The sequence below is a fragment of the Streptomyces sp. NBC_00576 genome (assembly GCF_036345175.1).
Lineage (GTDB): Bacteria > Actinomycetota > Actinomycetes > Streptomycetales > Streptomycetaceae > Streptomyces.
The window spans coordinates 7747657-7770129 of the sequence record NZ_CP107780.1; the positions used below are offsets into that span (position 1 = coordinate 7747657).

Here is a 22473-nt window from a genome sequence, read left to right on the forward strand (position 1 = left end):
TACTGGGGGCCATGAAGATCCGGGACGAAGCGGCCGCCTCTGAGGGCGCTGCCGCCGTCGGGCGCCAGGAGCGCAGGCGCCGGAAGTTGCACGACCAGCTGTACGAGACCGCGGTCGATCTCTTCGTCGCGCAGGGCTTCGAGGCGACGAGCATGGAGCAGATCGCCGAGGCCGCCGACGTCGCTCGGGCGACGGTCTTCAACCACTTCTCGCAGAAGGTCGGGTTCCTCGAGGAATGGGGAGTCCGCCGCCGCGCCCTCGTCAACGAGATCCTCGGCTCCCAGCACGCCGAGGACCTGCCGGTCGGCGACGGACTGCGCCGCTACCTGAAGGAGATGGTCGACCTCAACGTCGTCTCCCGCGCCGAGACCACCGTCCTGATGGACGCCTCCGCACGGTACGGCCGCCTCCTCCAGGACCCGTCTCTGGAGATCGAACTCTCCAGGATCGTCGAACAGGGGCAGCAGCGCGGGGAGATCAGGGCGGACGTCGACTGCGACCAGGCCGGACAACTGCTGGCCGCCTGCTACTTCACGGCAATCCTGCGCTGGATCCGAGAGGAACCAGCCCCTTTCGACCTCCACCAGCGACTCACAGGCGCGCTCGACATCGTCCTGCTGGGCCTCCTCGTCGGAGAAGCTGTCTGACGCGGCATGTCACCCTGCACCGCCGCATGCACTTCGGCCGACGGGTGATCGCTCATGTCGGCTGCTCCTCGTTTTCCCCGCATGTGTCTCGGCTTTCGGCACCTTCTCCCCGTCGGCTGCGGGGGAGGCGGCGTTGCCTTCGTGGCGCTGTGCGTCGGAAGGAGAATCCGCTGCGGGTGGGGCCGAGACCCCTTTCCGAGCTGGCGGAAACGGGGCCCCACGTGCTTGAGGCTGTCCATCTTGGACGCGTTCGGGACGCGTTCGGGACGCAAGGATAGGAACAGGCCGACAAAGACGGACAAGGGTCGACGCTGCTCAACCCTCCTGACCAGCGGAAACGTCAAGGATGAGCATGGATCGGCAAGGGCCGCCAAGATCCCGAATGGACTCAAAATCCGTCGGCCGTGGGTTCGAGTCCCACCCGCCCCACCCGTGCAGGCTTCTGACCTGCGGAAACGTTCATTTTTGGGTGTCGGACCGTCAACTTTGCCTGAACGGACTGATGTCTGCTTGACCCCCCAAGCAGGTTCACTTCATCAGATACCGCACGGTAAAAGAATCTTGAAACATCAATGTTCACGTTCCTTCACCGGACCTCTACGCCGAGCGCGCCAGTCTGCGCGGGAACGCTTCGGGGGGTGCTCCCCTCCGAAGGGCGCGCCGCAGGCGGATGCCGGGTGCAGTGCGGCTGCGTCGATGAATGAGGGCCAATAGGGCGAGGGTGGGTTCTGGGGGCAAGTAGTAGCCGCCCGCACCCCTCTCGGACGGCTTGTGGCGTGGGTTACCAGGCGGTCGGCGGTGGGATCCCTCGACTCCGGCGCGTGGGCCGTGGCGGCCGCCACGGCGCCGGTTCTCTTTGGATGGTGCCGCGCAGGCTGTGCCCGGCAAGGAGTCCGTGCATGCCGCGATGATCGTCGTGCAGCTGGCGCCGACGGTCGTCATGGCGGCGCTCATGCCGACCAGCCCCCGCCGGACGCCGCGATGCTGCTGCCTGCCCGAGGCCGTGGCGAGTTCAGGACGCCACCCGCGCCGTCGGGACCTTTCACAACGCTTCTGTTACCGGGGGTAGGTGTATGGCCCTCGGCAGGCAGTTCTCGACTGAACTCGACGAGGAAAACCGATCATGGAGCGCACCGTCACACCTGCCGTCGCCAACGGATAGCGTCGACTTCTCCTTCGGTCGACCGGCTTCTTCGACCGGCACTGCGGCAGGGACGGGGACGTGCGGGGGCAGCAGCTCCTCGGCGCGCAGTCCGTCCCAGACCGCGGCCGGTACCGTTCGCCGCAGCTGGTCCACCGTGTCGCGGACCTCCTCGGCGGAACGCGCGCCGGACAGTACGCTCGCGACCGCCGGATGGCCGAGCGGGAAGCGCAGAGCGGCTGCGCGCAGCGGTACGCCGTGGCGTTCGGCGACCGCCTTCATACGCAGGGCCCGGTCGAGCACATGTGGTGGGGTGGGCGCGTAGTCGTACATGGCCCCGGGCTTGGGGTCGGTGAGCAGACCCGAGTTGAACACCCCGCCGACGATGACACTCCTGCCGCGGGCGGCGGCCTCCGGCAGTACCTCCGCAAGCCCCTCCTGCTCCAGCAGGGTGTAGCGGCCGGCGAGCAGCACGACGTCGATGTCGGTCTCGCGCAGGAAGCGGGCGGGGAGCGCGCACTGGTTCACTCCGATGCCGATCGCCTGGACGACGCCTTCGCCGCGCAGCCGTTCCAGCGCCGGGTAGGCCTCGGTGAGGGCCTGCTCGGCGTGGTGGTCCGGGTCGTGCAGCAGGGCGATGTCCACCCGGTCCAGGCCGAGGCGGTCCAGGCTGGCTTCCAGGGAGCGCAGCACGCCGTCCGCGCTGAAGTCCCAGACTCGGCGGTGGGTGCCGGGCACGGCGAAGCCGTGGGTGAGATCGTCGCCGCGGCCGCTCTCCGGGTGGGGTTCGAGCAGTCGTCCGACCTTGGTGGAGACGGTGTACGTGTCGCGGTCGCGTCCACGCAGCGCGGCGCCCAGGCGTCGCTCGGACAGCCCGAGCCCGTAGTGCGGGGCGGTGTCGAAGGTGCGTACGCCCGCGTCCCAGGCCGCCTCCACCGCGGCGGACGCGGCCTCCTCGGTGACCGGGCGGAAGAGGTTGCCGATGGCGGCGGCCCCGAACGACAGTTCGGTGACCCTGGTGCCGGTGGTGCCCAGCGTGGTCGCTCTCATGCGCCGACCGCCGGGCGCAGCCGGAGCCCCTGCATGCCGCCGTCGACGGCCAGGGCGAGGCCGGTGACGGAGGCCGCAGCGGGGCTCGCCAGATAGACCACGGCTGCCGCCACCTCGTCCGCGGTGACCAGGCGGCCCAGGGGCTGGCGAGCGTCGAGGGCGGCGCGTTCCGCCTCCGGGTCGTCGGCGGAGTCCAGGAGCCGGGTCACCCAGGGTGTGTCGGCGGTGCCGGGGTTGACGCAGTTGACGCGGATGCCCTCACGGACATGGTCCGCGGCCATCGCCAGGGTCAGCGACAGCACCGCACCCTTGCTGGCGGAGTACAGGGCGCGCTGGGGGAGGCCCGCGGTGGCCGCGATGGAACAGGTGTTGACGATCGCCGCGTGCGACGAGCGCCGCAGATACGGCAGGGCGGCGCGGGTGGTGCGCACCGTCCCGAGGACGTTGATGTCGAGGACGCGGTGCCATTCCTCGTCGGGGTTGTCCTCGACGGTGCCGATGGCGCCGATGCCCGCGTTGTTGACCAGGATGTCCAGGCTTCCGAGTTGCTCGGCAGCGGCGTCCACGGCGATATGTACCGAGGCGTCGTCGCCGAGGTCGGCCTTGATGGCGATCAGCGGCTCGGCGGCGCCGGAGGGGTCGAGGTCGAGGACGGCCACCGTGGCGCCGTGCTCGGCCAGCATCCGGGACGTGGCCCGCCCGATCCCGGACGCGCCGCCGGTGACGACGGCCTTGAGCCCTGACAGGCCGCTCATGCCGCTCAAGTTCCTCAAAGGGGCGCCTTTCACGCTTGGCCGAAGGTCTGGCGCTGGGCGCCGAGGCCGTCGACGGACAGCTCGGCGGCATGGTCGCGGTAGTTCGACCCGACGCAGACGATCTTGCCGGGGCGGGCGAGAGGGGCACCGATCCGCAGAACGTCCGGGTCCAGCTCGGGCAGACTTCCCGCCGCGACGGCCGCCCGGGCCCGGTCGACACCGTCAGAGGCGAGGAAGGCGCCGTCGATGTCGGAGGTCACGGAGGACAGATCAAGCAGTCGGCCCTCCTCCGTGCGGACGGCGGGCCGTTCCTCGCCGGGTGCGCCGACTCGTAGCAGTTTCACTGGGCGTTTCCTTGCCATGGGTGGTTGTCAGATGGCTCCGGCGAGGGACGAGGGGACGACCGTCACGGTGTGCCGGTCTCGCTCAGATGCCAGATCTCGGTCAGGTCCGACCAGTTGCCCCCGGTGCCGGTATCGGCCCAGGGTTCCTGACAGGGGCCGGTGAGCTTCCACCAGGCCTGGGTGGTCGTGTCGGCGCCGATCGCGGCCATGTCGGCCTCGAAGTCGTCGCCGTGGTACTCGAAGTAGCCGAACAGCGTGTCCTCGCGCAGAAAGATGCTGTAGTTGCGGATGTTCGCGGCCCGCAGCGCGGCCTCGACGCCCGGCCAGACCGCGGAGTGCAGGCGCAGATACAGGTCACGGTGCTCGGGCCGCAGGCGGATCGTCTGGGCAACCCGTTTCATCTGGGTCCTTCCGGTGAGTGCGGGCGGCGTTGCCGGACAGCCCGCCGCGGGCATGCCTGGTGACGCACGGGCGTGACCGTCCGCACGGCGTGGGGTTTGGCACGACGTCGACGTCAGGGAACGCCGGTTGGATACAGCGGCGGCGCCAGTGGTGCGGCTGCCGCCTCACCTCACTCCTTTGTCGCGCCGGCGAGCATGCCGGCCACGAGAGCGCGCTGGGAGAAGAGGAAGACGATCAGGACCGGCACGATGGTCACCAGGGTGGCCAGTGCCAGTTCGGGGCGCATGATCTGGTTTCCCGTGCCGCTGGAGGTGTTGAACAGAGGTGAGGCGGCGAGCAGGTTGTTCAGCCCCACCTGCGCCGGGTATTGGGAGCTGTCGGGCAGCATCACGAACGGCAGGAAGAAGTTGTTCCAGTTGCCGACGAAGTTGAAGAAGCCGACCAGGGCGATCACGGGCTTGGCCAGCGGCATCGCGATGAGCCGGAAGACCTGCCACTCCGAGCAGCCGTCGATGCGAGCGGCGGACAGCAGGTCGGAGGGGACGTTGGAGGAGAAGTAGATGTAGGTGAGGTAGACCCCGAACGGGAAGAAGGAGAAGGGCAGGATCACCGACCAGACCGTGCCGTCCAGGTGCACGGCGTTCATCCCCAGGTACAGGGGGAGCACCATCGCGGCCGTCGGCATGAGCATCACGAGCATGGTGATGGTCAGCAGCATCCGGCGCCCGATGAACCGGGTGAGAGCCAGCGCGTATCCGGCGGGGATCGATGTCACGAGGGTGATGGCCAGCGCACCGAACGTGTAGAGCGCCGAGTTCTTCAGCCAGGTGAGGATGGCGCCGTCCTGGAAGGCGTAGAGATGGTGCCAGGCGTCGGCGAGCGCGGTGAGGGAACCGAAGGAGAACGGGTTGTCCCGCACGATCTGGCCGTCGGTCTTGGTCGTGGCCAGCAGGAGCCACACCACCGGCACACAGAAGAACAGCACGGCCAGGCCCATGACGATGAGCCAGGCCGACCGGGCGGCCAGTGAGCGTGGGCGGCGCGTCCGGCGCATGGGCTTCCTCGGGCTGGTGCGGTCGCCGGCGCTGTGGCGCGGCGGGGTTCGGCGGGCTGTTGTGTCGGGAGCCGTGGTCGTGGGAGCTGCGGTCATCCTTCGTCCTTGTCGAACAGGCCGGTGCGGAAGACGACGAGCGCCGCGCAGGCGAGGCCCAGGACGAGGAGGTCGACGGAGAGCGCCGCCGCGCCGTTGAAGTCGCCTGCCTGGAAGGCGTACTGGTAGGAGAGCTGGTTCGGTGACCAGCTGTCGGGGATCATGCCCCAGCTGGCGAGGGAGACCAGTTGCGGCTCGACGAAGAGCTGGGTGCCGGCCGCGAAGGCCAGGATCAGCATGTACGCGATCCACTTGGTGATCATCGGGATCTGGATGCGCAGGGCGATCTGGAGCGTGCTGGCGCCGTCGATGCGGGCGGCCTCCAGGATCTCGTCCGGGATGCTGTTGAGTGCGCCGTACATGACCACGATCCAGCCGCCGGCCCCGGTCCAGAAGGCGATGACGGTGAAGAGCACCGGCAGGTGGCCGGGGGCGTTGACCTGGGCGAGGGTGTTCCAGCCGAAGGCTTTCAGCAGCCAGCCGACGGGGCTGGCCGCCGGGTCGAGGAGGATCAGGAAGAGCAGGACGCTCGCCACCCCGGCGAGGGCACCCGGCAGGTAGAACAGGAACCGCAGGCTGGTGGAGGCCCTGCGCATGCGGCCGTGCAGCATCAGGGAGAGCAGCACCACCAGGATCATCAGGCTGGCCAGCCACACCACCAGGTACAGGCCGATGTGGAGGAAGGCCGGCCCGAAGCGGTAGTCGGTGAACGTCCGGGTGAAGTTGCCGATCCCGACGAGCTGGTTGCGGGAGTTGGACAGCGCCAGCCACACCGCGTAGCAGGTGGGCAGGACGCCGAAGGCGAGCAGGAGGAGAACGTAGCCGGAGACGAAGACGTAACCGGCGCGTCCAGCCGGGTTGCGGGCCGAGCGGCCGCGTCGGCGGCCGCTCCGCTCCGTTGCGAGGTGGGTGGTCATCGGTCCGCTTCGCTAGTTGACGGTGTATCCGAGGGACTTGGCTTTGTCGGTGATGGCCGTCTGCCAGGTGTCCAGGGTGTCGGTGAGGGTCTTGCCGGAGTTCAGGGCCGGGATCACGGTGGAGGAGTAGATCGCTTCCTGGCTGTACTGGGTGGCGGACCAGCCGGGCCAGATCAGTTCCGCGGCTTCCTCGAAGGCGGGGCCGATGTCGTTGGCGAAGTAGCCGGTGTCCCGCTGCTTGACGAGCCACTTGGTGGCCGCAGGCTTGTACGCGGGGTAGGTGCCCGCGGTGGCCTGGTAGTCGTCGGAGGTGGTCATCCAGGTGGCCAGGTCGGAGGCCGCCTTGAGGTTCTTGCTGTGGGAGGAGACGAACCACAGACCACCACCGACGTTGCCGGTGTAGTTCTTGGCGTCACCCTCGAACTTCAGCGGTGAGGCAGCGGCGATCTGCCCCTTGGGGATCTTGAACGTGGAGTTGAACAGCACCTGTCCGTACCAGGACGGGCCGGGGAGCATGAGGACCTTGCTCGCCTGGTTCTTGATGAAGCCGGCGCTGAAGACGGTGTCCTTGGCGACCGATCCCTTGGCGATCAGAGTGTCGAGCAGCTTGGCCATCCGGGTGCACTTGGCGTCCTGGAGGTTCACGGTGACCTTCTTGGCACCGGTCGTGGTGCTGGCGGTGCACTGGCTCGCCCAGAAGTACACCTCAGGAGTCCAGGCGTCCCCGGCGGTTCCGACCAGGTACCCGGGGTGTTCCTTGGCGACCTTCTCGCCGAGCGCCTGGTACTCCTCCCAGGTGGTCGGGACGGTGTAGCCCCACTTGCCCATGAGTTCCTTGTTGTACCAGAGCACGTTCTGGGCAAGGTCGTTGCGCAGGCAGTAGGTGCCGCCGTTGAACTTGCAGGGGTCCAGTGCGCCGTACGCGAAGGCGTTCAGGGTCGACAGCGGGACCAGGCCCTTGTCGACGGGCGCGGCGTAGGGCGTCTTGCCCTGGGCAGCCCAGCTGCCGTCGTTGACGTTGGCGCTGAAGGCCACGTCGGGCCAGCCGCTGCCGGTCCGGTCGAAGAGCTGCACCTTGGTCTGCAGGTCATTGGCGCCGTTGGCGTCGCCGCTGTACGTGACGATCTTCATCTTCACGTCCGGATGCGCCTTCTGGTACGCCTGCACGCCGGGCACGCGGCCGGCATCCGCCCAGACCGTGATCTCACTGCCTGCCTGCTGAGTCACGGGCTTGAAGGCGGCCGGGGAGGAAGTCGCCGCGGGGGTGGGGTCCGCGCTGCCGCAGGCGGCGAGCGCGAGCAGGGAGACGGCGCCCAGGACGGCGACGGCCGTGTGTCTGAGCCGGCGGCGGGAGGAAACCGGAACGTCGTTGTTCATGACTGACCTCGGATCTTGGGAAATGGCGCACAGCGGTGAGAGGCGCCGCGTTCGGGGTGTTCTGGTCTTCGGGACAGGCGGTCGGGCCTGGGGTTCCGGACATCAGGCCCGGGGCGGGGTGACGGTCTCCTTGTCGACAAATTTCTGAAGGGCGGAAGGGTAGTCCAAGCCCGCCGGGAGGGCGACGCCCGGACCGGTGGGGGCATGGACGAGACCCTGGGCGTCGATGCCACTTTCGCGGCTGATGGGGTTGCCCATGACCAGCGACTCGTAGTACGTGGTGTTCGAGATGGCCATGCACAGATGCCGGTTGGGGATCTCCGGCCCGTGCACCTCGGCGCGCAGCCGGTAGGCGTCGGCGAGGTGGGCGGTGCGCATCGCGCCGGTGAAGCCGCCGCGCAGCTGGGTGGAGGCGCGGACTCCGAAGGTGGCGGCGCCGGCCTGGATGAAGTCGGCCGAGTTCATGTGTGCCCCGTCGGAGGTCTCGGCCACGAGGAGGGGAACGGCCACCGCGTCGGCGAGACGCTTGTACGCGGTGACACTGAACTCCCTCATCGGCTCCTCGTACCAGAGGTAGCCGGCGTCCGAGAGGGCGTGCCCGAGATGGATCGCGTCGGGGAGGTCGAAGCCCGCCGACCCGTCGAACATCAGCGGGATGTCGTCCCCCACGTGTTCGCGCAGAGCCGCCGACAGGCGGGCGTCGCGGCGGGCGTCGCCCCAGGCGTGGAGCTTGATGGCGGGGTAGCCGAGTTCCAGGGCCTGGTCGGCGATGTCCAGGTACTCCTCGACCGAGGAGTAGGTGACAGTGGAGGCGTAGGCGGGTATCGAGGTGCGGTATCCGCCGAGCATCTGCCAGGTGGGCCGGCCGGCGAGTCGTCCGGCCAGGTCCCACAGCGCGGTGTCGACCAGACCGAGCAGATAGAGCGGTAGCTCCTCCGTGCGGTCCAGCTCCCACATGCGGTGCCAGAGCCATTCCCGCTGCAGGGGATCCTGCCCCACCAACTCCTTGCGCAGCACGCGGTCCAGCAGGTCCGCCAGGATGACCCCGCTGCCCCGCCGAGGGGCCATCGCCACCCCCTCGACCCCTTCGTCCGTGCGGATCCGCAGCACCGCGGCCTCGCCCTCGGACGGGCTGCCCAGGAGTCCGTCCCGCCAGACGAAGGGCGGACTGGCTCCCGGCACCCGGACCGGATGGCACTCGACTTCGGTAACGCGCACGGCTTGCACCCCTTGGAGCGGGAAGTAATGCTGCGAAATTTTCGTGTAACGTAAGTCGTCATACGAATGCTGTCAAGGAGTCCCGCGCAGTAGACTCGCCGTCATCCGCACCAGCAAGGGGGGCCCACATGGCCAAGGACAGCGCCGGCAGAGCAGGAGAGCCTACCGTTCTCAAGCCCTGGCCCAAGCGTCCGGCCCGACTGGCCCAGGCCGTCATGGAGAGCCTGACCGACACGATCGTGTCGGGCGTCATTCCTCCAGGATCGACCCTGCCGGTGGAACCCGAGCTCTGCGAGACGTTCGGCGTCAGCCGCATCACCATCCGCGAGGCGGTCAAGTCCCTGGAGGCCAAGGGACTGGTCCTCGCCCGGCAGGGCTACGGCACCACCGTCACCCCGCCCGAGGAATGGAACCTCCTCGACCCCGTCGTGCTCGCCGCTACCGTCCAGCACGACGACCAGCTCGTCGTCCTCGACCAGTTGGTCGACATCCGGTCGACGCTTGAGGCCCAGATGGCGGCCCAGGCCGCGGAGCTGGCCACCGACGACGACCTGCGAGCCATCGAGCGGCTGCTCGCCCGGCTCGACGAGGAGACCGCCGTCCCGGCACGCTTCATCGAGACCGATGTGGCCTTCCATGACCGGATCCTGCAGGCGTCCCACAACAGGCTCGGCCGTTCCATCATCCGGATCCTCCACGCCCAGGCGCGCACGACCTATCTGTACAACGGCACACCGGACACGACCCTGTGCGAGCGGGCCAACGCGGAGCACCGCGCAGTCGCCGAGCGGCTACTGGCCCGGGACCCCGACGGGGCCGCCCAGGCCATGGCGGCACATATTCAGACCGCCTGGAGCCGACGCCGCCTGCCGAACGTCGGCTCGCCCGCCTCCTGAGAGCACCCGCACCGACTCGCCCCCGAGCTGAACAGGCCGGGGGCATTCGCATGTCCAGGGCCGGCCGGGTCGACGGCGTTCGACCTATTGACGAAATTCGTATGACGTCTAATGTTACATCGCTATTACCCCTTCCCCTCTTGTTGTCGGGCTCTCCCCTGCCCGCCAAGAGCACCCCCGGACCCTCTGAACCTCCCGGAAGGTGTCACGTGCGAACAACCCGCATCCGTCCCGCGGTTCCCAACCGGCTCAGATCATGGCTGGCCACAGCCGCCGTGCTCACCGCCTCGACCGCCGCGGTCCTCGTCCAGGCCGGCCCCGCCTTCGCGGCCGGCACGACGCTCTACGCCTCGCCGAGCGGCTCCGGCACCGCCTGCTCCGCGAGCCAGCCGTGCTCCATCACCCAGGCCAAGACCAACGTGCGGGCGATCAACAGCTCCATGACGGCCGACATCACCGTCGAGCTCGCCGACGGCACCTACCGGCTCTCCGCGCCGCTCGCCTTCACCTCGGCGGACTCCGGCACAGGCGGCTACACGGTGAACTGGAAGGCCGCGCAGGGCGCCCGCCCCGTCGTCACCGGCGCGCAGAAAGCCACCGGCTGGACGGTGCAGGACTCGGCCAAGAACATCTGGAAGAGCAACGTCGGCACCGGCTTCGACACACGCCATCTGTCCGTCGACGGCGTCCTGGCCACCAGGGCCCGCGCCGCGATCACCCGCTCCTACCTGACCGCGACCACCAGCGGCTATACGTTCACCAACAGCTCGCTGAGCTACCTCAACAGCCTCGCGCAGCCCGGCCGGACCGAGATCCACGGCATCGGATCCTTCACCGACCGCTATGCCCCGGTGACCGGCATCAGCAGCGGCACCATCACCATGGCCCAGCCCTCGTGGAACAACAACACGTTCGGCTACGACACCCTGACGAGCCCCTTCCGGGCCGGCCCCCTCTACATCGAGAACGCGTACGAACTGCTCGACACGGGGGGCGAGTGGTACCTCGACACCACCACCGGCACCCTGTACTACAAGCCGCTCTCAGGGCAGGACATGAGCACGGCCGACGTCGAGGTGCCGAAGCTGGAGTCGCTCATCGGCGTGGGAGGGACGTACTCGTCCCCTGCCACCCACATCGCCTTCTCAGGGCTGCAGTTCTCGGGCACCAGCTGGCTGGATCCCACCACCGACGGCTACGCCAGCCAGCAGACCGGCGCATACCTCACCGGTACCTGGGACCGCCCGTCGGACGCGCTGACCTCCTGCCAGAGCGGTTGCCGGCTCTTCGAGGCGACACGCCCGCACTGGGAGCAGATGCCCTCCGCCGTCCAGGTGTCGGCCGCCGACCACATCACGTTCACCGGCAACCGGTTCACCCAGCTCGGACAGAGCGGCCTCGGCATCGGCAACGACGCCAACGCCCACACCACCGGCGTGGGACTCGGCGCAGACACCATCACCGCGACCGGCAATGTCTTCACCCAGGACGCGGGCGGCGGCATCGTCGTCGGCGGCCTTCAGGCGGACGCGCACCACCCCAGTGACAGCCGGATGACCAACCAGAACATCACGCTCAGCAACAACCTCATCCACGACGTGGCGTTGGAGTACCGCGACATGTCGGCCATCCTCGTCACCTACGTGAACGGCGCGACCGTCTCGCACAACGAGGTGTACAACCTGCCCTACTCCGGCCTCACCATCGGCTACGGCTGGGGCGTCAACGACATCGGCGGCAGCCAGGACTACGTCAACCGGGGCCTGTACAACTACCAGCCCACCTACACGACCGCGACCACCGCCGCGAACAACCACGTCACCGACAACTACATCCACGACCTCATGCAGCAGATGACCGACGGCGGCTGTATGTACACCCTGTCGGCGTCACCGGGCAGCACCTTCGAACGCAACTACTGCCACAGCAACAGCGGTTACTTCGGCTTCTACCACGACGAGGGCTCCCGGAACTTCACGGACACCAACAACGTCTTCCGCAACACCGGCAGTTGGGGCCACGAGAACAGCAGCTCGACCAACAACACCGGCGCCCTGACCCTCACCGACAACTGGACGAACAACAGCTCCGCGAACATCACCAACACCAACGGCCGCGGTGACGTGGTGAGCGGCACCGTCGTCGTCAGCAACGGCAGCTGGCCGTCGGGCGCCAAGACGGTCATGGACAGTGCCGGCATCCAGCCGCTGTACCGTCCGCTGACCACCGACCCGGTCAGCTCGCCCTACAGCGCCTACTCCTCCACTCCGGCCAACACCGGTCAGGGCGGCGGCCGATTCACCATCACCGACGCGGGCGCGGACATCTGGGGTGCCGGCGGACAGACCGACGACGCCTACGGCACCGTCTACCAGGCCGATTCGGCCGTCAACGGCACCTCGGTGACCGCCCGGGTCGACAACGTGGACAACACCAACGGCTGGGCCAAGGCCGGCGTCGTCCTGCGCAACGACCTCACAGGCAGCGGCTCCTCCGCCGGATACGCGGCCGTGGTGGCGACCCCGAACAACGGCGTCAGCTTCCAGCGGGACTCCAACGCCGACGGCTACCTCGACCAGCTCACCTCCACCGCTGCCACCGTCAAGGCGCCGGTCTGGGTGCGGCTCACCCGCACCGCCACCCAGGTGTCCGCCTACTACTCCACCGACGGATCCACCTTCACCCAGATCGGCTCGACGGTGACCCTGCCGTCCATGGCGGCCACCCAGGATGCCGGCGTCATCCACACCGCGCACAGCACCACCGCCGGCAGCGCGACCTTCAGCAACCTGCAGATCGTCACCTCTCCCTACAAGGCATACAGTTCGACTCCGGCCGCCGTCGGCCAAAGCGGCGGAGTGACCTCCCTGACCAACGCGGGCATCGACATATGGCGCTCCGGCACGTCGTACGACGACGAGTATGCCGCCGCCTACCAGACGGGGGCCGCGGGAACCTCCTCGACCGTCACCGTCCGCGTCACCAGTCAGGACAAGACCAACAGCTGGGCCAAGGCCGGTCTGATGCTGCGCAACAACATTGCCTCCGCCGGTTCGTCCACCGGGTACCTCGTCCTCGCCACCACCCCCGGCAACGGAATCGCCCTGTCGTACGACTCCAACAGCGACGGCTACCTCGACACCAACGTCCTCAAGACCGGAAGCGCCACCGTCGCCCCGATCTGGCTCCGCCTGGTCAGGAGCGGTACGTCGGTCACCGGCTCCTACTCCGCCGACGGCACCACCTGGACCACTGTCGGCACCGCGACACTGACCGGGGCGAACAGCACCCTGGACGCGGGCATGTTCTCCACGGCCCACGCCGGAACCATCGGCACCGCGAACTTCAGCCAGTTCTCCGTCAGCTGACGCAGCGGTTCGGGTCACGATCTCCGCGTGGTGGTGCGGCTTCCACACCACCACGCGGAGCGCCGTCATGTCCGCACCGAACGACGATGTCGTCGAAGTCCAGCGGCTACGGCCCTCTGAGCTACCACTGCGGCACCGTCTGGCCCCACAACACCGCCATCGCCGCCACCGGCCTCGCCCGCAGCGGCCACCCCGAGGCCGCCGCCCAGCTCATCGAGGGCATCCTCGACGCGGCACCCGCCTTCGGCCACCGGCTGCCGGAACTCTGGGGCGGCGACGCCCGCACGGACACACCCTCCCCGGTCCCCTCCCGGCCGCCTGCCGACCACAAGCCTGGTCGGCCGCAGCAGCCATCACTCCCATGACCGTGATGACCGGCCTCGATCCCGACGTCCCCACGGGCCGCTGACCCCCAGTACGGTGATCGTCACTGTGCTTGCCCGGGCAGCCGTCGACTACGGTCGCCGGACCGCTGGGATGAAGGGGGCGATGGATGCGGGTCGACCAACTGTGGCGGTATCCGGTGAAGTCGGTGGGTGGTGAGCGACTGACCGCCGCCACAGTCGATGTGCTCGGAATCGAGGGTGACCGGGGCATCGCCATCCACAACGAGCGGGAAGAGGTCACCTGGGCGGGTGCTGTTCCGGCGCTCATGCGATTGCGGGCGGTCACCCTCGGGCCGGGCGTGGCCGAGCTCGTCCTGCCGGACGGCCGGCGGTTCCGCTCCGATGCGCCTGACGCTGCCAGTCGGCTCAGTGCGGCTGTACAGGCCAAGGTCACGCTGGTCGAGCACCAGCCGCACCGGCCTGACACCGCGCTCCATGTATTGACAACTACGGCGCTGCGCAGCCTCGGCTCGACGCTGCCGGACAGTGCGATAGACGCCAGCCGGTTCCGGCCCAACCTGGTGCTCGACGACGTGCCCGACGACCACGCGACCGGGTACCCCGAGCATGATTGGATCGGCCGCCGAATGGTCATCGGCACGTTGCGGTTGCGCTTCACCCGGGGGTGCGACCGCTGCGTGATGATCACCAAGGAGACTCCGACCGTCCCGCATGACCGCGCCGTGCTGCGCTGGGTCGCCCGCGAGCTCGGCAACGCCCTCGGCGTGTACGCGGCGGTCGAGAAACCCGGCCATGTCCGTATCGGGGACAAGGCCCGCTGGCTCGACTGAATGTCATTCACGTGACTGAGCACTCCAGTGCCGTCTGGCAACTGGAGTGCTCAGCAGGCAGATGGCCGACTGTGACGTCTACCCGCGGCCCCATCGTGGCGACTTGCGGCGGGACCACCTGTGAAAGCAGCGGTACGGGCGGTTCCAGTTGACCCCGCCGCCGGGCAACGCGTCGTGGATGGGTGGGGCCAGGTCAAGCCGTCCGTGACGGGGCCGGTCTTCACGAATCGGGCTGACTGAAGCCAACATGGTGGGGCCGCTGAACAACGTCAGGGCCATACAAGGAAGCGCCGCTTCGGATTCGATCTGGCGACAGCGGCACCGGACACCGATGTCCTCACCCCGCTCCGGGCCCGGCTGGAGCTGCTGGGCACCACGCGGCGCGACCTCGTCGCCCGCACCCGCCATGTCCAGGGCTCGGCCTACAGCTCCGTGCCGAACGCGTTCCTGATCCCCGCCGCACTGCACCGGCTCGGCTGGCACACCATCACCGTCGGCTGGTTCGTACAGGCCCCGCACGACCTCACCGCAGTGCAGCTCACGGCGGCCCGCGACCTGGCAGCCGCCAACGGCCTCGTCACCCAGGCCGGCGACCGGCAGGACGGCCTCGCCACGCTGCGCTGGGCGTCCGTGGCCGGCGGCGCCGTGCTCGCCCTCGGCGTCCTGGCGATGACGGTCGGTACGATCCGCGGCGAGGCCGCGGACGAGCTGCGCACCCGCACCGCGACAGGAGCGACCACCACGATCCGCCGCAGCCTCACGGCCGTCACCGCCGGATTCCTCGCCCTGGCCGGAGTCCTGCTGGGCACCGCCGGGGCGTACGCGATCCTGCTCGCGGCGTACGCCGACGACCGCAGCCCCCTCACCCACGTTCCGTACATCCCGCTCGCGCTCACCCTCCTCGGCCTCCCCGTGGCCGCGGCAGCCACCGCGTGGCTCGCCGCCGGCCGCGAACCGGCATCGATGACGCGGCACCTGCTGACATGATCGTCAGGCCGACGCGCTTCTGGTGCCGCATCAGGCAACGTTCGCCCTCTCGACGGGCGTGACTCCGTCTCGTGTGGAGCAGCAGGTCATGCGCGATGATGCGACGCGGCGCAGGATCGCTATGTGAACAGGCGGACGCCGCCGTCGCCTGATTCCGGCCCAGACGTGGCAGCCCCATGCCGCGTCTCCGCGATCTGGAAGGACCCAAATGCCGATCATCCTCATCTCCCCCGAGTTCACACAGGAGCAGTACGAGGAGACCAACCGCAAGTTGACGGGGAGCAAGAACCGGATGGAGTCTCCAGCCGACTGGCCCGTAGAAGGTTTGCTCGCACACATCGCGGGACAGGGCGAGAGCACCTTCCGCGTCGTCGACGTCTGGGAGTCCGAGGAGGCCCTCAACCGCTTCGCCGAGATCCTCATTCCGATCCTCCGTGAGGTCGGTGTCGAGGGCGACCCGGAGGTGTATCCGGCACTCACATATGTGTCCGCCTAGTGGTCTGACCGATTGGTTCGCCGGGTGGGCCTTCGGAGCGGTTGGACGGTGACGTTCGTTCCGACCGCCTACGGCGCGGATCAGGTCGGCGGGACCGGTGTCCTTGAGGAGGACCCCGGGTGTCATGCACCCAGCCTGAGTCCCAACTCCGCCCGCAGCGCGGCCACATCCACCCTGTCGGCGGCCAGCAGTCGTACGACCATGGCGTCGGCGTCCGTGTCCGTCGCCGAGTCGTCGAGCAGCGCGGCCAGCAGGTGGACCGTGCCGACCGTGGGCGAACCGTGCTCGGCGGCGGACAGCCGCGCCACCGCCATGACCCGGTCGGCGGCGGCGGACGGACGCACCTCGCCGCTGTCGGGAACACCGGCGGACGGGATCGCCGAAGCCGAAGAGACCAGGGAAGACTGCCGTACCCCGTGCCGACGCATCAGGGCCGGAGCGGAGTTGGCCTTCGCCAGACTCCCGGGAAGCGAGCGCCCGGCGACGAACAGGGCCCGGTCCAGGGCCAGTATCCCGAGCAGAAGATCCACCGGCTCCACCGCGGCGCGCCCGCTCCGTACCGCCTGCCGCGCAGCCTCGACGGACACCGCGAACAGCACCGGTGAGCCGTTCACCGCGGACCCGGAGGTCCACGAAGTCAGCGCACGGGTCAGGCGGTTACCGCTCCTGCCCAGCGTTCCGGCTCGCCGAAGAAGGGTGACGCCGCGGGATTCCGGTCCCTCGGTCCGCGCCGAGGCGCTCGCGTCCAACCCGTCCAACCCGTCCAACCCGTCCAACCCGTCCAACCCGTCCAACCCGTCCAACGCGTCCAATCCGTCCAGCGCGTTCGCCGCGGCGGAGAGATCCAGCCTCTCCAGCACCATGGCCTCACGTGCCCTGCTGTCCGGCAGTTCCAGCAGGGCACGGGCGACATGCCGACAGCGCACCGAGACCGACCCCTCGGCGCGGGCCGACCCGAGCGCGAGCAGCAGGCACGCGCGCATCGCCCCGGTCATCCCGGGCAGCACCCGGCCACTGTCCGGGGCCGATCCGCGCACACCGAGGCCGTAGCGCCACCGAGCCTCACGCCAGGCGGCATCGGCCTCCTTCTCATCGGCTTCCTGATGGGCTCCCTCATCGGCACCGGCCGCGACCGGCACACCGCACACCTCGTCGTCGCTCACCCAGCCGAGGCCCGCCCGGCCGGCGATCAGACCACTGAGCGAACCGGCCTTCCGCATCCCCGGGGCGACCGCCTCACCGGCGTCCGTGTCCCCCAACACGATTGCCCCCAGCAGGGTGTCCGTCCCCACGGCCGACAACTCCTGCCTGACCGCACGGCTCAGTGTCTCCACGAGCAGGTCCATGACGTCCGGCTCGAACTCCGTGGCCGCCCCGGTCACGGCCGTGCCGCCGTCGGCGTGGGCTCCGGTCATCTCTTGCTGCCCCATCAGTGTTCCCCTCAGAGCGCGGTTGCCTGGTCACGACGAACGCTAGGCGCGCCTCCAGCGACACCGCGACGGCCGACCGGCCAGACTCCCGGTCCGATCGGCCATCCGGCTACGGGACTTCATGCCCTGCGAGGGATGGTGGCCGCCTCCGGTGTGAAGGCGGTCATACCGTGGGGCGCGCTCTCGCGTGGTCAGACCGTTCCTAGGGACTGAGCGGGAGTGAGTTCTGTTGCCAGGTCTCATGCTCGGCCGAACGCCCCGGACGGTGTTGGGCGTTCTGGTGGCCCGCGTTCGCTCCGCGTCCGGGTGGCACCTGTCGTGTCCGTGGTCCGGGGATGCGGGGGCGGGTTCCCGCACGCCCAGGAACACCCAATCTGGCCTGGACGGTCCGATGCCCCTGCTCATCACTGCAGCTCCAAACCCCCGTCGAGTCCTTCACGTACGGCGACGTCGCCGCAGCTCATCGTGTTTCAGGAGCCTCGGCCTCGTGACGATGGGGGCTGTCTTCCGGTAGGTCCGGGATTCGCGCCATCCGGGAGAGCCCACGGGGTGGATTCTGCGTTGGTCAGCGGGCGTTGAGCAGGCTGGCGAGGAGTTGGAGCCGCTCCGAGTCGGGGCCGCCCTCGACGGTGGTGCAGACGATCAGCATCGGGCCGGGAGTGCCCGGCAGCGGGTAGGCGTCCCAGTCCAGGTTCAGCTCCCCGACCAGGGGGTGGTTGACGCGCATCCGGCCGCGCGTCGTCTCCTCCACGTCGTGGCGGGCCCACAGCGTCGCGAACTGGTCGCTGCGGACCGCGAGTTCGCCGACCAGCTCCACGGCGCGCGGGTGCCCCGGATCGGCGGCGACCTGTGCGCGCAGCGTTGCGGTCAGCTCGGCGACGGTGGCGGCCTGCTCCGGGCAGGTCTGGTCGGCCTCCGGGTGCAGCAGGAGCGAGAGCAGATTTCGCTCCGTCACCGGGAGCCGGGTGAACTCGCCCAGCAGTGCGCCGGCCAGCGGGCTCCAGGCCAGTACGTCCAGGTAGCGTCCCACGACCAGCGCGGGCGAGGGCATCGTGCGCAGCAACCGCTGTGTGGTGTCCGGAACTTCCTCCGGTTCGTACCGGCGCGGGGCGCGCGCCGGTGTGCGCGCGGCGGCGGCGAGGCTGTGCAGATGCCGACACTCCTCGGCGGAGAAGTTGAGGGCGCGCGCGAGGGCATCCAGGACCTGTTCTGAGGGCCGTACGTCGCGTCCCTGTTCCATGCGCTGGTAGTAGTCCGAACTCACCCCCGCCAGCAGGGCCAGTTCCTCACGCCGCAGCCCGGCGACACGCCGCCTCGGGCCGGGTTCGAGGCCGACGTCCTCCGGCCGCAGCCGGGTCCGACGGGTCCGCAGGAATTCGGCGAGTTCGCGTCGGGGATCGTCGGTCAGCGCAGTGGGGTTGTCGGTCACGGCGCCAGTATGTCTCGCTCGCCGCTTGTGAGGGTGGGTCTGTCAGTCCCAGGAAAAGGCGAACGACCGTGATGTCGCGAGCAGGGACCAGTATCGGTTCCACACCAGCCGACCACGGAAGGACAGCGACATGAAGGCCGCTCAGATGACGAGTTACGGTGCACCGGACGTCCTGCGGATCAACGATGTCGACCGCCCCGCTCCCGATGTCGGCGAGGTCCTGGTGTCGGTCGAGGCGTCCAGCGTGAACGGACACGACGTGATCGTCCGCGCGGGGGAGTTGAAGATGGTGTCGGGGCGCCGCTTCCCGATCGGTGCGGGGCTGGACTTCGCGGGCGTCGTCGTCGAGACCGGCGCCGATGTCGAGGGTTACCGGGCCGGGGACCGGGTGTGGGGCATGGTGCATCCCCGTCAGCGGCACACCACCGCGGGGGCGGCCGAGTACGTCGTGGTCCCCGCGGACCGGATCGCGCCCGCCCCGGCGGGCATCTCGCCGGTCGACGCGGCCTCCCTGGTCGTGGCGGGCGCCACGGCGCTGATCGCGCTGCGCGACAGCGTCCACCTCGCGGGCGGGGAACGGGTACTCGTGCGGGGCGCGGCCGGCGGAGTCGGCACAGCCGCCGTGCAACTGGCACACGCGCTGGGCGGCCACGTCACCGCGCTGGCCCGGGACCGCGACGCCCAACTGCTCACGGACCTCGGTGCCGACGAAGTCCTCGACTACGGCTCCACCACCTCGGACCAGATCGGACCGTTCGACGTCATCGTCGACACCGTCGGCTCGGAACTGCACTGCTACCGAAGCCGGTTGGCCAAGGGTGGTCGGATGGTGACCGTCGCCCTGTCGGCCGGCGCCCTGGCCGCGATCGCCGCGTCGAGCGTGTACGGCTCCCGCCGAATCCGCACCTTCAGTGCCAACCCGGACAGCGCCGTGCTGCGCGACCTGACCGACCACGTCACGTCGAGTGCGCTACGCCCGGTGGTCCACAGCGTGTACCCGCTCGCGGACATCGCCGAAGCGCACGAAGCGTTCGAGCGTGGTGGCGTCGTGGGCAAGCACGTGGTCGCGGTGTCCGCGTAGCTCCGTCCTTCTCTTCGCCGCTGAATCCCGGTCGCCGTCCATCACCTGCACCCCGGCGTGCCGAGGTCAGCGGCTGTTCCACCCCGGTGTCCCATTCGGTCTGCGGCGGCGGGCTCCGCGACACCTACCGCGGGTAGGCTCTGCCTGATCAGGCAAAGTCGGCGGGGACGAGGCATGGGCGGGGTCGAGAAGACGCGGGGTGGCGGGGCCGAGCGGGCGACCTCGCGGGATGTCGCCCGGCTTGCCGGGGTGTCGCACACGGCCGTGTCCTTCGTCTTCAACGGGCGCGCCCAGGGCAACCTCTCCACCGAGACGCAGGAGAAGATCCGCAAGGCGGCCGAACAGCTCGGCTACCGGCCGAACGCGGTCGCCCGTGGCCTGCGCCGGCGTCGTACCGCCGTGATCGGTCTGGTCACGGACGAGATCGCCACCTCGCCGTTCGCCGGGCGGCTGCTGCGCGGGGCCATGGACATGGCGTGGAGCAGTGAGCACCTGGTGCTCACCGTCGACTCCCGGCAGGACCCGGTCGCCGAGGACGCGGCTGTCGCCGAACTGCTCGACCGGAGGGTCGACGGGATCATCTACGCCGCACTGTCGTTGCGCCGCGCCCGAGTCCCGGAAGGGCTGCACCACACGTTCGCCGTGCTCGCCAACTGTCTCCCCGAGGACGGCTCCCTGCCGGCCGTCATCCCCGCCGAGCGGGCCGGTGGCCGCAGCGCCGCGCGTGTCCTTCTCGACGCGGGCCACCGCCGGGTCGCCCTGGTGGGCGGTCTGGACGACATCGCGACCACGGAACGGCTGCGCGGCTTCCGGGACGCGCTGCGGACGGTGGGGCTGACCGCAGAGAAGGACTGGATCGTGCGGACGGGAGGGGAGATCTCCGCCGGGTACCAGGGCGCGCTGCGGCTGCTGGACGGTGTTCCCGCCCACCGGCGGCCCACGGGGATCGTCTGTTACAACGACCGGGTCGCCGCGGGCGTCCTGCACGGCGCCGCGCGCCTGGGCCTCGACGTGCCCGCCGAGCTGTCCGTCGTCGGCTATGACGACCAGGAACACATGGCGGCTTTCCTCAGCCCGCCCCTCACCACGGTCGCTCTGCCCCATCGCGCGATGGGAGAGACGGCCGTCCGCCTGCTCCTGGACGCCATCGACAGCGGGACCGCGCCGCCGCTCACCACCCGGCGGCTGGAGTGCCCCGTCGTCACGCGGGGTTCGGTGGGACCAGCTCCCAGCCCGTGACCTCGACGTCCGTCCCCGACACGGTCAGCTCCGCGATGTCGTCGCCGCGTCGGTACACCCGTTCCGTGGCCGTCGCCCGGTCACCCGCGAACAGTTCCAGCAGAGAGCCGTCCACGAGGATCCGTACGGTGAGGGTCTCGCCCGGCGGGGTCGGCAGGACCAGGGGGGCCGTGCCGTCCGGGCGGGAGCGCGGCCAGGCCGTGCGGTCCAGGGTCACCGTGCCGGACGCCGGGTCGAGTCGCACGGTCAGTTCGGCCCCGGACGCGGCCCGCAGCAGACTCACGGTCGCCGCTGAACGGGCGGTCACCAGCAGGTCGTACGCGAGGGGGAGTGGTTGGTGATGAGGTCTTGGTGCGGCCGTGAACGGGACGGCCGCACGCAGTAGTTCGAGCTCCGGAGCCGGTACGACCCGTAGCGTGCCGTCCTCGTGGGTGTCCATCACCCGGGGTGCTGTGAGGACGCCGGACCAGCCCGCGCGGTCCACCTCCTCGGGCGGGCGGGACTCCCAGGACCAGCCCCAGAGCAGGGCGCGGCCGGACTCCGTGTCCTGGAGGACGGACGGGGCGTAGAAGTCACGGCCGAGGTCCAGCGGGCCGCCGCCCGTACCGGCCGCGAACCTCGGTCCACCGTCCGCCCGCTCCACCAGACGGCCCGTGACGTACGCGGTGCTCAGCGGGTCGCCGTCCCACAGGGCCACCGCCAGCACCCAGTCGCCCCCGGGGGTCGCCCACAACTGCGGGCACTCCCAGCCGATCGCCCGCTTGCCGAAGGCGCGGGCCGCCGCCGGGTCCCGGCCGTCCAGCAGGACCCCGGCGAACCGCCAGTCGTACAGGTCCTCACAGTCGTACACCAGGACGGACGGGGTGCCGTCGGCGTGGCCGGCGCCCATCAGCGCCCAGCGGCGTCCGGCGAAGCGGAAGACGAAAGGGTCCCGGAACATCGTCACGTCCAGGCCGGGTGGTGGGCCGGCGACCACCGGCACCGGCAGTTGCTTCCACTTCTGGAGGCCGTCGTCCTCGGCGACGGCGAGACAGATCGCGCTCAGGCCCTGGTGGTCGTGGTCGATCCCGGAGTACACCGCCGTCGGTACACCGCCGTCGTCCACCACGCAGCCGGACCAGCAGCCCGCCTCGTCCGGGCCGTCGGGCGTGGGGCGCAGGGCGATCCCGTGGTCGTCCCAGTGGGCGAGGTCGGGGCTGGAGGCGTGGCCCCAGTGGACGTTCGTGTGCACGGGGGCGTCGGGGTTGTGCTGGTAGAAGAGGTGGTATCGATCGCCCCAGCGGAACGGGCCGTTCGGGTCGTTCATCCAGTTGGCCGGCGGGCGGACCCTGAATCGCGGCCTGTTGGCGTCGGTCGACCGGCTCACGGA

General features: G+C 69.6%; 19 protein-coding genes and 2 pseudogenes. 9 read left to right on the forward strand and 12 right to left on the reverse strand.

The features are described 5' to 3' along the window. The first annotated feature begins 11 nt into the window (after positions 1-11). Positions 12-647 (forward strand): TetR/AcrR family transcriptional regulator, encoded by a 636-nt coding sequence (locus tag OG734_RS33715; RefSeq protein WP_330291200.1) that lies wholly within the window; start codon positions 12-14, stop codon positions 645-647. Positions 648-1689: 1042 nt separating this feature from the next. On the opposite strand, the gene OG734_RS33720 is transcribed toward OG734_RS33715, so the two are convergent. The 8 genes and pseudogenes from OG734_RS33720 to OG734_RS33755 all read right to left on the reverse strand — a co-directional run bounded on the left by OG734_RS33720 (position 1690) and on the right by OG734_RS33755 (position 9001). After that, complete coding sequence (locus OG734_RS33720) at positions 1690-2838, reverse strand: aldo/keto reductase (RefSeq protein ID WP_330291201.1); 1149 nt, start codon at positions 2836-2838, stop codon at positions 1690-1692. Beyond that, positions 2835-3593 carry an SDR family NAD(P)-dependent oxidoreductase gene (locus OG734_RS33725; RefSeq protein ID WP_330291202.1) on the reverse strand — a complete coding sequence of 253 codons (759 nt, stop codon included), beginning with the start codon at positions 3591-3593 and terminating at the stop codon, positions 2835-2837. Before OG734_RS33725 ends, OG734_RS33720 begins: the two co-directional genes overlap by 4 nt. Before the next feature lie 80 nt (positions 3594-3673). Then, a pseudogene (locus OG734_RS33730) lies at positions 3674-3937 on the reverse strand (fumarylacetoacetate hydrolase family protein); the annotation flags it as partial. A gap of 62 nt (positions 3938-3999) precedes the next feature. Continuing rightward, a complete protein-coding gene (locus OG734_RS33735) occupies positions 4000-4338 on the reverse strand; it encodes an L-rhamnose mutarotase (protein ID WP_330291203.1) in 339 nt (112 codons plus the stop codon). Positions 4339-4508: 170 nt separating this feature from the next. Then, positions 4509-5393 carry a carbohydrate ABC transporter permease gene (locus OG734_RS33740; RefSeq protein ID WP_443065118.1) on the reverse strand — a complete coding sequence of 295 codons (885 nt, stop codon included), beginning with the start codon at positions 5391-5393 and terminating at the stop codon, positions 4509-4511. 92 nt (positions 5394-5485) lie between these two features. Further along, positions 5486-6406, reverse strand: coding sequence for a carbohydrate ABC transporter permease (locus tag OG734_RS33745; RefSeq protein ID WP_330291204.1), 921 nt, complete (start codon positions 6404-6406; stop codon positions 5486-5488). Positions 6407-6418: 12 nt separating this feature from the next. After that, positions 6419-7783 (reverse strand): sugar ABC transporter substrate-binding protein, encoded by a 1365-nt coding sequence (locus tag OG734_RS33750; RefSeq protein ID WP_330291205.1) that lies wholly within the window; start codon positions 7781-7783, stop codon positions 6419-6421. Positions 7784-7885: 102 nt separating this feature from the next. Further along, on the reverse strand, positions 7886-9001 hold the full coding sequence (locus tag OG734_RS33755; RefSeq protein WP_330291206.1) for an enolase C-terminal domain-like protein: 1116 nt from the start codon (positions 8999-9001) through the stop codon (positions 7886-7888). 128 nt (positions 9002-9129) lie between these two features. Between OG734_RS33755 and OG734_RS33760 the strand changes: the two genes are divergently transcribed. The 6 genes from OG734_RS33760 (at position 9130) to OG734_RS33785 (ending at position 15925) form a co-directional block, all read left to right on the forward strand. Then, entirely contained in the window at positions 9130-9897 is a 768-nt protein-coding gene (locus OG734_RS33760) for a FadR/GntR family transcriptional regulator (protein ID WP_330291207.1), read from the forward strand. Between the two features lie 209 nt (positions 9898-10106). After that, complete coding sequence (locus OG734_RS33765; RefSeq protein WP_330291208.1) at positions 10107-13265, forward strand: DUF1349 domain-containing protein; 3159 nt, start codon at positions 10107-10109, stop codon at positions 13263-13265. Between the two features lie 86 nt (positions 13266-13351). Beyond that, complete coding sequence (locus OG734_RS33770; RefSeq protein WP_330291209.1) at positions 13352-13630, forward strand: hypothetical protein; 279 nt, start codon at positions 13352-13354, stop codon at positions 13628-13630. Positions 13631-13758: 128 nt separating this feature from the next. Continuing rightward, positions 13759-14442 carry an MOSC domain-containing protein gene (locus OG734_RS33775; protein WP_330291210.1) on the forward strand — a complete coding sequence of 228 codons (684 nt, stop codon included), beginning with the start codon at positions 13759-13761 and terminating at the stop codon, positions 14440-14442. Between the two features lie 432 nt (positions 14443-14874). Continuing rightward, on the forward strand, positions 14875-15429 hold the full coding sequence (locus tag OG734_RS33780) for a hypothetical protein (protein WP_330291211.1): 555 nt from the start codon (positions 14875-14877) through the stop codon (positions 15427-15429). 208 nt (positions 15430-15637) lie between these two features. Next, positions 15638-15925 carry a hypothetical protein gene (locus OG734_RS33785; protein WP_330291212.1) on the forward strand — a complete coding sequence of 96 codons (288 nt, stop codon included), beginning with the start codon at positions 15638-15640 and terminating at the stop codon, positions 15923-15925. 122 nt (positions 15926-16047) lie between these two features. Here the strand turns inward: OG734_RS33785 and OG734_RS33790 are convergent, their stop codons facing one another. The 3 genes and pseudogenes from OG734_RS33790 to OG734_RS33800 all read right to left on the reverse strand — a co-directional run bounded on the left by OG734_RS33790 (position 16048) and on the right by OG734_RS33800 (position 18784). Next, positions 16048-17355: a hypothetical protein gene (locus OG734_RS33790; protein ID WP_330291213.1), complete on the reverse strand. Its 1308-nt coding sequence runs from the start codon at positions 17353-17355 to the stop codon at positions 16048-16050. A gap of 202 nt (positions 17356-17557) precedes the next feature. Continuing rightward, positions 17558-17764: pseudogene (locus OG734_RS33795) on the reverse strand (IS200/IS605 family accessory protein TnpB-related protein); the annotation flags it as partial. 156 nt (positions 17765-17920) lie between these two features. Next, complete coding sequence (locus OG734_RS33800; protein WP_330291214.1) at positions 17921-18784, reverse strand: helix-turn-helix transcriptional regulator; 864 nt, start codon at positions 18782-18784, stop codon at positions 17921-17923. A gap of 130 nt (positions 18785-18914) precedes the next feature. On the opposite strand from OG734_RS33800, the gene OG734_RS33805 reads away from it, so the two are divergent. Further along, the gene (locus OG734_RS33805) at positions 18915-19865 is read left to right on the forward strand and encodes an NADP-dependent oxidoreductase (RefSeq protein WP_330291215.1); all 951 of its coding nucleotides are present in this window, start codon (positions 18915-18917) and stop codon (positions 19863-19865) included. 174 nt (positions 19866-20039) lie between these two features. Beyond that, entirely contained in the window at positions 20040-21104 is a 1065-nt protein-coding gene (locus OG734_RS33810) for a LacI family DNA-binding transcriptional regulator (protein ID WP_330291216.1), read from the forward strand. Here OG734_RS33810 and OG734_RS33815 read toward each other — a convergent pair. Beyond that, on the reverse strand, positions 21067-22470 hold the full coding sequence (locus OG734_RS33815; protein ID WP_330293894.1) for a glycoside hydrolase family 32 protein: 1404 nt from the start codon (positions 22468-22470) through the stop codon (positions 21067-21069). The two genes, OG734_RS33810 and OG734_RS33815, sit on opposite strands and share 38 nt — an antisense overlap. Between the last annotated feature and the right edge of the window lie 3 nt (positions 22471-22473).